Source organism: Pseudomonas sp. Root329, assembly GCF_001424925.1.
GTDB classification, from domain to species: Bacteria; Pseudomonadota; Gammaproteobacteria; order Pseudomonadales; family Pseudomonadaceae; genus Aquipseudomonas; species Aquipseudomonas arabinosi.
Genome location: NZ_LMCV01000001.1, coordinates 376,183 through 388,651, shown reverse-complemented (window position 1 = coordinate 388,651; position 12,469 = coordinate 376,183). Strand labels below are relative to the sequence as shown.

Annotated in this window: 12 protein-coding genes; 6 read left to right on the top strand and 6 right to left on the bottom strand. The window is 59.5% G+C overall.

All coding sequences use genetic code 11. The annotated features are described in order from the left end of the window. Nucleotides 1-24: 24 nt before the first annotated feature. The gene (glpT, locus tag ASC74_RS01795) at nt 25-1,374 is read left to right on the top strand and encodes a glycerol-3-phosphate transporter (protein ID WP_056738787.1); all 1,350 of its coding nucleotides are present in this window, start codon (nt 25-27) and stop codon (nt 1,372-1,374) included. Here the strand turns inward: glpT and ASC74_RS01790 are convergent. From ASC74_RS01790 to ASC74_RS01765, 6 genes are all read right to left on the bottom strand, one after another. Then, the gene (locus tag ASC74_RS01790) at nt 1,350-2,018 is read right to left on the bottom strand and encodes a gamma-glutamylcyclotransferase (RefSeq protein ID WP_046045120.1); all 669 of its coding nucleotides are present in this window, start codon (nt 2,016-2,018) and stop codon (nt 1,350-1,352) included. The genes glpT and ASC74_RS01790 overlap by 25 nt on opposite strands. A gap of 208 nt (nt 2,019-2,226) precedes the next feature. Continuing rightward, a complete protein-coding gene (locus ASC74_RS01785) occupies nt 2,227-3,195 on the bottom strand; it encodes a CDP-6-deoxy-delta-3,4-glucoseen reductase (RefSeq protein ID WP_056738785.1) in 969 nt (322 codons plus the stop codon). Continuing rightward, on the bottom strand, nt 3,195-4,661 hold the full coding sequence (ubiD, locus tag ASC74_RS01780; RefSeq protein ID WP_056738783.1) for a 4-hydroxy-3-polyprenylbenzoate decarboxylase: 1,467 nt from the start codon (nt 4,659-4,661) through the stop codon (nt 3,195-3,197). Before ubiD ends, ASC74_RS01785 begins: the two co-directional genes overlap by 1 nt. 142 nt (nt 4,662-4,803) lie before the next feature. Beyond that, the gene (rho, locus tag ASC74_RS01775; RefSeq protein ID WP_007942421.1) at nt 4,804-6,063 is read right to left on the bottom strand and encodes a transcription termination factor Rho; all 1,260 of its coding nucleotides are present in this window, start codon (nt 6,061-6,063) and stop codon (nt 4,804-4,806) included. Between the two features lie 248 nt (nt 6,064-6,311). Further along, on the bottom strand, nt 6,312-6,641 hold the full coding sequence (gene trxA / locus ASC74_RS01770; protein ID WP_008150340.1) for a thioredoxin TrxA: 330 nt from the start codon (nt 6,639-6,641) through the stop codon (nt 6,312-6,314). Between the two features lie 120 nt (nt 6,642-6,761). Further along, a complete protein-coding gene (locus tag ASC74_RS01765) occupies nt 6,762-7,469 on the bottom strand; it encodes a FadR/GntR family transcriptional regulator (RefSeq protein ID WP_056738781.1) in 708 nt (235 codons plus the stop codon). A gap of 256 nt (nt 7,470-7,725) precedes the next feature. Between ASC74_RS01765 and ASC74_RS01760 the strand changes: the two genes are divergently transcribed. The 5 genes from ASC74_RS01760 (at nt 7,726) to ppx (ending at nt 12,308) form a co-directional block, all read left to right on the top strand. Continuing rightward, complete coding sequence (locus ASC74_RS01760; protein ID WP_056738779.1) at nt 7,726-8,511, top strand: transporter substrate-binding domain-containing protein; 786 nt, start codon at nt 7,726-7,728, stop codon at nt 8,509-8,511. 21 nt (nt 8,512-8,532) lie between these two features. Further along, entirely contained in the window at nt 8,533-9,201 is a 669-nt protein-coding gene (locus ASC74_RS01755) for an amino acid ABC transporter permease (protein ID WP_056738777.1), read from the top strand. After that, nucleotides 9,198-9,848, top strand: a complete 651-nt coding sequence (locus ASC74_RS01750; RefSeq protein ID WP_033060645.1) for an amino acid ABC transporter permease — start codon at nt 9,198-9,200, stop codon at nt 9,846-9,848. The genes ASC74_RS01755 and ASC74_RS01750 overlap by 4 nt, the downstream gene beginning before the upstream one ends. Beyond that, nucleotides 9,835-10,572 carry an amino acid ABC transporter ATP-binding protein gene (locus ASC74_RS01745; RefSeq protein ID WP_056738775.1) on the top strand — a complete coding sequence of 246 codons (738 nt, stop codon included), beginning with the start codon at nt 9,835-9,837 and terminating at the stop codon, nt 10,570-10,572. The genes ASC74_RS01750 and ASC74_RS01745 overlap by 14 nt, the downstream gene beginning before the upstream one ends. Before the next feature lie 233 nt (nt 10,573-10,805). After that, nucleotides 10,806-12,308 (top strand): exopolyphosphatase, encoded by a 1,503-nt coding sequence (ppx, locus tag ASC74_RS01740; protein WP_056738773.1) that lies wholly within the window; start codon nt 10,806-10,808, stop codon nt 12,306-12,308. The last annotated feature ends 161 nt before the right edge of the window (nt 12,309-12,469 follow it).

Here is a 12,469-nt window from a genome sequence, read left to right as displayed (position 1 = left end):
AAACAAGAAATCTGGAGCTCTTGAATGTTTGCTTTCTTTCGTCCTGCCGCACATCAGGCTCCATTGCCTGACGAAAAAATTGATGACACGTACAAACGCCTTCGCTGGCAGATCTTCGCCGGGATATTCATTGGGTATGCGGGTTACTACCTGCTGCGCAAGAACTTCACCCTGGCGTTCCCGGACCTGATTGCCCAAGGCTACACAAAGGGTCAACTGGGCGTGGCCATGTCGGCGATTGCAATCGCCTACGGTCTGTCCAAGTTTTTGATGGGCATCGTGTCCGACCGCTCCAACCCGCGTTACTTCCTGCCCTTTGGCCTGGTAGTTTCCGCCGGGGTCATGTTCGTGTTCGGTTTCGCACCTTGGGCAACGTCCAGCGTGACCATGATGTTCATCCTGTTGTTCATCAACGGCTGGGCGCAAGGCATGGGCTGGCCACCGAGCGGGCGGACCATGGTGCATTGGTGGTCGCAGAAAGAACGCGGCCAGGTGGTGTCGGTGTGGAACACCGCACACAACGTGGGCGGCGGTTTGATCGGCCCACTGGCGATTCTCGGCATGGGCTGGTTCAACGACTGGCACAGCAAGTTCTACGTACCCGCCGCCGTAGCGCTTCTGGTCGCCGTGTTTGCCTTCATTGTGATGCGTGATACACCGCAATCGACCGGCCTACCTCCGATCGAGAAATACAAAAACGATTACCCGGACGGTTACGACGCCAGCCACGAAGAGGAATTCAGCGCCAAGGACATCTTCGTCAAATACGTGCTGCGCAACAAAATGCTCTGGTTCATCGCCCTGGCCAACGTCTTCGTCTACCTGCTGCGCTACGGCATCCTCGACTGGGCGCCGACCTACCTCAAAGAGGTCAAGCACTTCGATTTCGACAAGACGTCGTGGGCTTACTTCCTGTACGAGTGGGCCGGTATTCCGGGCACGTTGTTGTGCGGCTGGATGTCGGACAAAATCTTCCGTGGCAACCGTGGCCTGACCGGCATGGTGTTCATGGCGTTGGTGACCGTTGCGACGATCGTGTACTGGCTGAATCCGCCGGGCAACCCGATGATCGACATGATTTCGCTGTTCGCCATCGGCTTCCTGATCTACGGCCCGGTGATGCTGGTCGGCTTGCAGGCGCTGGAGTTGGTGCCGAAGAAAGCCGCCGGTACTGCCGCAGGCTTTACCGGTCTGTTCGGCTATCTGGGTGGTTCAGTCGCGGCCAGTGCTTTGATGGGTTACACCGTGGACTATTTCGGCTGGGATGGCGGTTTCATTCTGTTGGTCGTTGCCTGCCTGCTGGCGATGGCGTTCCTCGCGCCCACGCTGGGCCACAAAAACGTCGCCAGTCAGAGCCGCGAAGCAATCGCCTGATCGGCCTTTGATTTGCAGCGCTTGAGCCGCGCCTCCAGATTCCGGTCTGGCATGGCGTGGCTACGCAGGGCGTGGGCGGTCTGCTCGACATAATCGCGAGTAGTGCCGTAACGCCCGCAAGCGTTTTCGAACACGTGGCTCAGCACGTGATCCGGCAAGTTGCCCGCATAGCTGGGCAGATGCCGCTCCAATACAAACCCCAAAGCCTGAACCTGACTTCCGTCTTCAAGACGGCAGTTGAGCCAGTGTGGGCGATAGGACGGAAATGGCATTTCGCGCTGCCAAAGTGCGTAAAGAGAGGCTTCAAGTTGTTCTTCAGGCAAGCGATAGGCGAAGCCGCTGCAAGAACCACCGCGATCCAGGCCGAATACCAGCCCAGGCACTTCGGGTGTGCCGCGATGTTCGTGGGACCACAAATACAAACCACGATGGTAGCCATGTACACGACCACGCACTCGTTCCACCGCTGCACATTCGGGACGCCAGATCAGCGAACCGTAAGCGAACAGCCACACCGGCCCGCCCTTGTGGCGCGCCATCGTCGACTGCATTGAGCTGAGCAATTGTTCGTGCGTGAGCTGCGGCCCCAGATCGAGCTGCGGAGGGTAAGCCAGATTCAAAAAAGCAGATTCAATGGCGCTCATGGCGATTAGCGTTCAGCTCCCCGCGGGTGAAGAATTACTTAATAGAACGCACCGCTGTAACAATAAGGCACATATGTTTTAAGGCAATTTAAGTGCCATGGCACAGTTCTTAAATATTTGCCTGGATGACATATAACCTACCGGCATTTATATAATTTTATAAATACCGATCGGCTATATAGAGAGTTATAAAGATTAAGAGCGAGGATCAAGATCGCGGCGCGTATGCAAATACATCCGCACGCATCTGATGAGCATCCATCCCGGCTTCGACCAAAGCATCCAGCGTGCCGTAGACCATGGCCGGAGAGCCGCTGGCGTAGACATGCAAGGGTTTCAGATCTGGGAAGTCCTCACACACCGCCTCATGCAGCATCCCGCAGCGCCCCTGCCAGCCGCATTGATCGCTGACGACTTTATGCAGGAATAGATTGGGCAGTTTCAGCCATTCATCCCAATGTTCAATGGCATAAAAATCTTCAGGACGACGCACACCCCAATATAGATGCACCGGATGTTTGAAGCCCGTAGCGCGGCAATGTTCGATCAGGCTATGGATCTGGCCCATGCCGGTGCCTGCGGCAATCAGCACCAGAGGACCGTCCGGCAGTTCCGCCAGATGGGTGTCGCCGAATGGCATTTCGATCCGCACCATCGGGTTGCGTTGCAACTGGTCGATCAGGCTCAGCGCACTGCTTTCGCGCGCCAGCACATGGATTTCCAGATCACGCCCGCCATGCGGTGCCGAGGCCAGGGAGAACGCGGATTTCTCACCGTTCTCGCGCTCGATCATCAAGTACTGCCCGGCGTGATAACGCGGTGGCTTGCCGGCCGGCGCTCGCAGACGCACACGCCAGGTATCGCCGCCGACGTCCCTGCATTCAATGACCTGACACGACAAGCTGCGCACCGGCAATTCTCCCAGCGCGAGCACGCCATCCCACAGCACGATGCAGTCTTCCAGCGGCTCTGCAATGCAAGTGTAGAACTCGCCATGGTCGCGCACACCGCCTTCCTGTTCGACCCGCCCTTCCACCAGCAATGCGGCGCACACATGGCAATTGCCGTTTCGACAGCTTTGCGGGCATTCATAGCCCAGACGCCGCGCGCCATCGAGAATCCGCTCGCCGGGCAGAATCTTTAGCACTGCTCCGGAGGGCTGCAAGGTTACACGCATCAATCTATTCCTAACTGATTCCAGATGGCATCGATCCGCTGGGTAACGGCTTCGTCCTTGACGATCACCCGGCCCCACTCGCGAGTGGTTTCGCCCGGCCATTTATGCGTGGCATCGAGCCCCATCTTCGAACCCAGGCCGGAAACCGGCGAGGCGAAGTCCAGGTAATCGATCGGCGTGTTGTCGATCATCACCGTGTCGCGCTTGGGGTCCATGCGCGTGGTGATGGCCCAGATCACGTCGTTCCAGTCGCGTGCGTTGATGTCGTCATCAGTGACGATAACGAACTTGGTGTACATGAACTGTCGCAAAAACGACCAGACACCCAGCATTACCCGCTTGGCATGGCCGGGATACGACTTCTTCATGGTCACGATGGCCATGCGGTACGAGCAGCCTTCGGGCGGCAGGTAGAAGTCGGTGATCTCCGGGAACTGCTTCTGCAGGATCGGCACGAACACTTCGTTCAGCGCCACGCCGAGAATCGCCGGCTCATCCGGCGGACGGCCGGTGTAGGTGCTGTGGTAGATCGGTTTGATGCGGTGGGTGATGCGCTCGACGGTGAACACCGGGAAGCTGTCGACTTCGTTGTAGTAGCCGGTGTGGTCGCCGTATGGACCTTCGTCGGCCATTTCGCCCGGATGGATAACACCTTCAAGGATGATCTCGGCGGTCGCCGGGACCTGCAAGTCGTTGCCACGGCACTTCACCAGCTCGGTGCGGTTGCCGCGCAACAGGCCGGCGAAAGCGTACTCGGAGAGGCTGTCCGGCACAGGCGTCACCGCGCCGAGAATGGTCGCCGGGTCAGCGCCCAGCGCCACGGACACCGGGAACGGCTGGCCAGGATGCTTCTCGCACCACTCGCGGTAATCCAGCGCGCCGCCACGGTGACTCAGCCAGCGCATGATGACCTTGTTGCGGCCAATCACTTGCTGACGGTAGATACCGAGGTTCTGGCGATCCTTGTTCGGCCCTTTGGTGACGGTCAGGCCCCAGGTGATCAGCGGGCCGACGTCGCCCGGCCAGCAGGTCTGCACCGGCAGCATCGCGAGGTCGACGTCGTCGCCTTCGATGACCACTTCCTGGCACACCGCGTCTTTGACGACTTTCGGTGCCATGGCGATGATCTTGCGGAAGATCGGCAGCTTGGACCAGGCATCTTTCAGGCCTTTCGGCGGCTCGGGTTCCTTGAGGAACGCCAGCAGCTTGCCGATCTCGCGCAATTCGCTGACCGCTTCTGCGCCCATGCCAAGCGCCACGCGCTCAGGGGTGCCGAACAGATTGCCGAGCACCGGGATGTCATAACCCGTGGGCTTTTCGAAAAGCAGGGCCGGACCTTTTGCACGCAGGGTGCGGTCGCAGACCTCGGTCATTTCGAGCACTGGGGACACCGGAACCTGGATGCGCTTGAGTTCGCCGCGCTTTTCCAGACCGCTGATAAAGTCGCGCAAGTCGCGATACTGCATGCGTGAGCCTCGTATTGGCCGTGCCGTTCGGGGGTGGCAGTTTAGCGCCGAACCCCTCTATTCAGAACCACGAACTGCCGGTTCATCAAAAATCAGATAGCAAAAAGCCGGGTTTCCCCGGCTTTTGCTGACTTTCTGCGATTTACTTGCGTTTCATCGACAGGAAGAACTCATCGTTAGTCTTGGTCGTTTTCAGCTTGTCGACCAGGAACTCGATGGCAGCGATTTCGTCCATCGGGTGCAGCAGCTTGCGAAGGATCCACATGCGTTGCAACTCGTCGTCGGCCGTCAGCAACTCTTCGCGGCGGGTGCCGGAACGGTTGATGTTGATGGCCGGGAAGACGCGTTTTTCAGCGATACGACGATCCAGCGGCAGTTCCATGTTGCCCGTGCCTTTGAATTCCTCGTAGATCACTTCGTCCATCTTCGAGCCGGTTTCAACCAGCGCGGTGGCGATGATGGTCAGCGAACCGCCTTCTTCGATGTTCCGCGCGGCGCCGAAGAAACGTTTCGGTTTCTCCAGGGCGTGGGCATCGACACCACCGGTGAGTACTTTGCCGGAGCTCGGGATCACGGTGTTGTAGGCGCGAGCCAGACGGGTGATGGAGTCGAGCAGGATCACCACGTCCTTCTTGTGTTCGACCAGGCGCTTGGCCTTCTCGATCACCATTTCGGCAACCTGCACGTGGCGGGTTGGCGGCTCATCGAACGTCGAGGCAACCACTTCGCCGCGCACGGTGCGCTGCATTTCGGTTACTTCTTCCGGACGTTCGTCGATCAGCAATACGATCAGATGAACTTCAGGATTGTTACGCGCGATGTTGGCTGCGATGTTCTGCAGCATGATGGTTTTACCGGCTTTCGGCGGTGCAACGATCAAACCGCGCTGGCCTTTGCCGATCGGGGCGCACAGGTCGATGACACGACCGGTCAAGTCTTCGGTGGAACCGTTGCCGGCTTCCATCTTCATGCGCACGGTCGGGAACAGCGGGGTCAGGTTCTCGAAGAGAATCTTGTTTTTCGCGTTCTCGGGACGATCGTAGTTGATCGTGTCGACCTTGAGCAGCGCGAAATAACGCTCGCCTTCCTTTGGAGGACGGATCTTGCCAACGATGGTGTCACCGGTGCGCAAGTTGAAGCGACGGATCTGACTCGGCGAGACGTAGATATCGTCTGGGCCGGCGAGATAGGAAGCGTCAGCGGAGCGAAGGAAGCCGAAGCCGTCCTGGAGAATCTCCAGCACGCCATCACCGGAGATTTCCTCGCCGCTTTTAGCGTGCTTTTTGAGCAGGGAGAAAATCACGTCCTGCTTGCGCGAACGGGCCATATTTTCTATGCCCATCTGTTCGGCCAATTCGAGCAGTTCGGTAATCGGCTTTTGCTTGAGTTCAGTCAGATTCATATAGGAATGACGTAATCATTTATGGAGGGGGGGAAATTAAGCTTTTGGCTTAATGAGGCCGCGCCGCAGAGAAGGCGACAGGATCGCGTACTTATTCGAAAAGGAGTGCGTCGGCGACGGCTAGCAGGGGGCAGTGGAGAAACCAGTGCGGGGCCGAATGTACCACCTGAGTTTCGGAGCGTCTAGCCCTCAATAACGAAAAGGCCCCGCAATGTGCGGGGCCTTTTTGATGACACTTTAAACGACGCTTAGATGTTGGCGTCGAGGAAAGCAGCCAGTTGCGACTTCGACAGTGCGCCGACCTTGGTCGCTTCAACGTTGCCGTTCTTGAACAGCATCAGCGTCGGGATACCACGCACGCCGTGCTTGGCCGGGGTTTCCTGGTTTTCGTCGATGTTCAGTTTGGCAACGGTCAGCTTGCCTTTGTAGGTTTCAGCAATTTCGTCCAGAACAGGAGCGATCATTTTGCAAGGGCCGCACCATTCAGCCCAGTAGTCGACCAGTACAGCGCCTTCGGCCTTGAGGACGTCGACGTCGAAGCTAGCGTCGGTGACGTGTTTAATAAGATCGCTGCTCATGGAAGTCTCCAGGTTGTAAGCAAAAAAACGTGGCCCATCATAGCTGCCCTTCCCTCGTTCAGGAAGGTGCAGATGATTGAGTCTCGCTATGGTGCCGCATGAGTTTGGGTATAGCCCAAGTCACGAGGTGGCGGGAGCGACGAAGGCAATTCCTGTGCGCAGTGCTGCATTGCGCACATGCTCCTGCATGGCTTTCTGTGCCGCGCCGGACGCCCGCCGGGCCAGCGCGCGGAGGATTTTGCGGTGTTCCTGCCAGGTTTCCATGGCCCGCTCCGCCCGGATGAACGGTAGTTTCTGGCTCTCTAGAAAAATGTCGGCGCTGGCCGTCAGGATGCTCAGCATCGCCTGATTGCCGCTCGCCAGCAGGATGCGCCGGTGAAACTCGAAATCCAGTCGCGCCGCGGCCTCGAAGTCGCCGGCCTTCAATTCGATGCGCATGGCGGCGACGTTATCTTCCAGTGCATCGAGCTCGTGAGTACTCAGGGTCACCGCCGCCAAACCGGCGGCAAAGCCTTCCAGGGCATAGCGCAACTGGAAGATGTCCAGCGGCGAGGCCTGGGCCGCGAACGGCCAACTCAGCCCCGCATCACCTCGCGGCAAATCAACCGGTGACTGCACGAACACGCCTTTGCCCGGCTGGATGCTGATCACCCCCAACGCACTCAATGACGACAACGCTTCGCGCAGCGACGCCCGACTGACCCCCAATTGCACCGCCAAATCCCGTTGCGAGGGCAAGGCATCCCCAGGCCCGAAGCCCTGTTCGGTGATCAGTTTACGGATGGCTTGCAGCGCCACTTCAGGTACGGCGCGAGAGATCGAGTTCATGGTTTTCCAGACGAACCAGGCCAATGAGCGGTTAGTTGTAAAGCTATTCGCGACGTCCGGCAAGTCGTGCCCCATGGGGGTTCGGAGGTTTTCATGGATGCGCTATCGGGGTGCGAAACGCGGCTCAACTGTTCAGACCAGTAAGACCGAGCGACACCAGCAAAACCGTGGCCTTGCGCCCCCAAAACCCGATGTTGGCACGGCCCATGCTCTGTCGATCCGCAGAATTCACTTCTCGCCGATTCGGAGATTTGCCATGACCCAGCGTTACAGCGCCCTCCTCGCCGCCCTGTTTGCCAGCCTGATGCTGAGCCAGGCGCCCGCCCACGCCGACGGTCTGGAGGATGTGGTCAAGCGCGGCATCCTCAAGGTGGCCGTGCCTCAGGACTTCCCGCCCTTCGGCTCGGTCGGCCCGGACATGAAACCGCGCGGCCTCGATATCGACACCGCCAAGCTGCTGGCCGACCAACTCAAGGTCAAACTCGAGCTGACGCCGGTCAACAGCACCAACCGCATTCCGTTCCTGACCACCGGCAAGGTCGATCTGGTGATCTCCAGCCTCGGCAAGAACCCCGAGCGCGAGAAAGTCATCGACTTCTCCCGTGCCTACGCGCCGTTCTACCTCGCCGTATTCGGTCCGCCAGACGCCAGCATCAAAGGCCTGGACGACCTCAAGGGCAAAACCATCAGCGTCACCCGTGGCGCCATCGAAGACATCGAACTGACCAAAGTCGCGCCCGAAGGCGTCACCATCAAGCGCTTCGAAGACAACAACTCGACCATCGCCGCTTACCTCGCCGGGCAAGTCGACCTGATCGCCAGCGGCAACGTGGTGATGGTGACCATCAGCGAGCGCAACCCGAAACGCATTCCGGCGCTGAAAGTGAAGCTCAAGGATTCGCCGGTCTACGTCGGCGTGAACAAAAACGAGCCGGCGTTGCTGGACAAGGTCAACCAGATCCTCGCCACCGCCAGGACTGACGGCGCGCTGGAGAAGAACTCCCGGACCTGGCTCAAAGAGCCACTGCCGGCCGATCTCTGATCGTCGTTGCGGAGACTGAACATGGCTTATCAGTTCGATTTCATACCGGTGGTGCAAAACACCGACCTGCTGCTGCGCGGTGCGCTGTTCACCCTTGAACTGACGGCCATCGGCGCGGTGCTCGGGGTCGGTCTGGGCATCGTCGGGGCGCTGGTGCGAGCGTGGAACATCCGTCCGTTCGCCGGCATTTTTGCGGTCTATGTCGAGTTGATCCGCAACACGCCGTTTCTGGTGCAGTTGTTTTTCATCTTCTTCGGTCTGCCGTCACTGGGTGTGCAGATTTCGGAATGGCAGGCGGCGGTGCTGGCGATGGTGATCAACCTCGGCGCCTATTCCACCGAGATCATCCGCGCCGGCATTCAAGCAATCCCTCGAGGACAGCTGGAAGCCGCCGCCGCGTTGGCGATGACCCGTTTCGAAGCCTTTCGCCACGTGGTGCTGCTGCCGGCGCTGGGCAAGGTTTGGCCGGCATTGAGCAGCCAGATCATCATCGTGATGCTGGGTTCGGCAGTCTGCTCGCAGATCGCCACCGAAGAGCTGAGCTTCGCCGCCAATTTCATTCAGTCACGCAACTTCCGCGCCTTTGAAACCTACGCCCTGACCACGCTGGTCTACCTGTGCATGGCGCTAATGATCCGCCAATTGCTGAACTGGATTGGTCGCCGCTACATAGCCCGGAGCAGCCAATGAGCGATTTCACCTTCTGGGACGTCGTACGCAATCTGCTCACTGGCTTGCAATGGACCCTGGCGCTGTCGCTGGTGGCGTTTATCGGTGGCGGACTGATCGGCTTGCTGATCATGGTCATGCGCATCTCGAAAAAATCCCTGCCGCGCAGCTTCGCCCGCACCTACATCGAATTGTTCCAGGGCACGCCGCTGTTGATGCAGCTGTTTCTGGTGTTCTTCGGCGTAGCGTTGGCCGGGGTGGAAATTTCGCCGTGGATGGCCGCGGCGATTGCCCTGACGCTGTTCACCAGCGCTTACCTGGCGGAGATCTGGCGTGGTTGCGTCGAATCGATCCCCAACGGCCAGTGGGAAGCCTCGTCGAGCCTGGCGCTGAACCCGCTGGAGCAACTGCGTTACGTGATCCTGCCGCAAGCGCTGCGGATCGCCGTGGCACCGACCGTGGGTTTCTCGGTGCAAGTGGTCAAAGGCACCGCCGTCACCTCGATCATCGGCTTCACCGAACTGACCAAGACCGGCGGCATGCTCGCCAACGCGACCTTCGAACCGTTCATGGTCTACGGCCTCGTGGCCCTCGGTTACTTCCTGCTCTGCTACCCCTTGTCCCTCAGTGCCCGCTACCTGGAAAGGAGACTGCATGCCTCTGCTTAGAATCTCGGCCCTGCATAAATATTACGGCGACCACCATGTGCTCAAAGGCATCGACCTCAGCGTCGAGGAAGGCCAGGTGGTGGCGATCATCGGCCGCAGCGGCTCGGGCAAATCCACCTTGTTGCGCACCCTTAATGGCCTGGAATCGATCAACGACGGCGTGATTGAAGTCGACGGCGAATACCTCGACGCCGCCCGTGCCGATCTGCGCAGCTTGCGACAGAAAGTCGGGATGGTGTTTCAGCAGTTCAACCTGTTCCCGCACCTGACGGTCGGCGAGAACGTGATGCTCGCGCCGCAAGTGGTGCAGAAAGTGCCGAAAGCCAAAGCGGCCGAACTGGCGCGGGAGATGTTGGAGCGGGTCGGGCTGGGGGAAAAGTTCGACGCCTTCCCGGATCGGTTGTCTGGAGGGCAGCAACAGCGGGTGGCGATTGCCCGGGCGCTGGCGATGTCGCCGAAGGTCTTGCTGTGCGATGAGATTACCTCGGCGCTGGACCCGGAACTGGTCAATGAAGTGCTGAGCGTGGTCCGGCAACTGGCCAAGGAAGGGATGACGTTGATTATGGTCACCCATGAAATGCGTTTTGCCCGGGAGGTTGGGGATAAGTTGGTGTTCATGCATCAGGGCAAGGTGCATGAGGTGGGGGATCCGAAGATGCTGTTCGCCAATCCGCAGACGGCGGAGCTGGCGAATTTTATCGGGACGGTTGAAGCGGCGGGCTGAAGAGGTTTAAGCGCCTGTAAGTCCGCCTTCGCGAGCAAGCCCGCTCCCACAGTTGACCGCGTTCTGCTGAGGGACTCGGTTAAATGTGGGAGCGGGCTTGCTCGCGAAGAGGCCATCAGCCTCGGCGTAGGTACCCCGCGCGGAAAGATCGCAGCCTTCGGCAGCTCCTACGCGTTGGCGTCAGCGTTTGATCGTGGCACGATGTCGAGGTTATCGACCGAGACCCCCTGACCATGCCGCAATCCCAAGCCAAGAATCTGTCCCTGATCGCCGCAATCGACCTGGGCTCCAACAGCTTTCACATGGTCGTGGCCAAGGCCCAGAACGGCGAAATCCGTATTCTCGAACGACTCGGGGAGAAGGTTCAGCTGGCGGCCGGCATCGACGATGAGCGTCAGCTCAGTGAAGAATCCATGCAACGCGGGCTCGATTGCCTGAAGCGTTTCGCCCAACTGATCAGCGGTATGCCGACCGGCGCCGTGCGGATCGTCGGCACCAACGCCTTGCGTGAAGCCCGTAACCGTGGCGAATTTATCCGCCGCGCTGAAGAAATTCTCGGCCACCCGGTGGAAGTCATCTCCGGCCGTGAAGAAGCGCGCCTGATCTACCTCGGCGTTTCCCATACCCTCGCCGACACCCCGGGCAAACGCCTGGTGGCCGACATCGGCGGCGGCAGTACCGAATTCATCATCGGCCAGCGCTTCGAACCGCTGCTGCGCGAAAGCCTGCAAATGGGCTGCGTCAGCTACACCCAGCGTTATTTCAAGGACGGCAAGATCACCCCGGCCCGCTACGCCCAGGCGTACACGGCGGCGCGGCTGGAGATCATGAGCATCGAACACGCCCTGCATCGCCTGACCTGGGATGAAGCCATCGGCTCCTCGGGCACCATCCGCGCCATCGGCCTGGCGCTGAAGGCCGGCGGTCATGGCACGGGCGAAGTCAACGCCCAAGGCCTGGCCTGGCTCAAGCGCAAGCTGATCAAACTTGGCGACATCGAGAAGATCGACTTCGAAGGCATCAAGCCTGACCGCCGGGCGATCTTCCCTGCCGGCCTGGCGATTCTCGAAGCGATCTTCGACGCACTCGAACTGCAACGCATGGACCACTGTGAAGGCGCCCTGCGCGAAGGCGTGCTCTATGACCTGTTGGGCCGTCATCATCACGAAGACGTCCGTGAGCGCACCCTCAGCTCGTTGATGGAGCGTTATCACGTCGATCTGGAACAAGCGGCGCGGGTAGAGCGCAAGGCGTTGCATGCCTTCGATCAAGTCGCCGAAGATTGGGATCTGGATGACGGTGTCTGGCGCGAACTGCTGGGCTGGGCGGCCAAGGTCCATGAAGTGGGCCTGGACATCGCCCACTATCACTACCACAAGCATGGCGCCTACCTGATCGAGCACTCGGACCTGGCCGGGTTCTCCCGCGAAGACCAACTGATGCTCGCGCTACTGGTGCGTGGCCACCGACGCAATATCCCCCGGGACAAGTTTGCCGACTTCGGCGATGAAGGCATCAAGCTGATTCGCCTGTGCGTGCTGCTGCGCTTTGCGATTCTGTTCCATCACATCCGCGGCACCCAGGAAATGCCTCAGGTTGTGCTGCAGGCCAATGGCGACAGCCTGGATGTGTTGTTCCCGGAAAACTGGCTGGACGAAAACCAGCTGACCCAGGCCGACTTCGGCCTGGAGGCGGAATGGCTGACCCGGGTGGGCTTCGTACTTAACGTTCGCTGAAATTGAAAAAGGCCTTCTTCGGAAGGCCTTTTTTATGTCCACGATTCGGCAGACGACGCAATCCCCTTGTGGGAGCGGGCTTGCTCGCGAAGGCGGCCGAACATTCAACATCAATGTTGACTGTTCGGCCGCCTTCGCGAGCAAGTCGGATCGCCGCACCG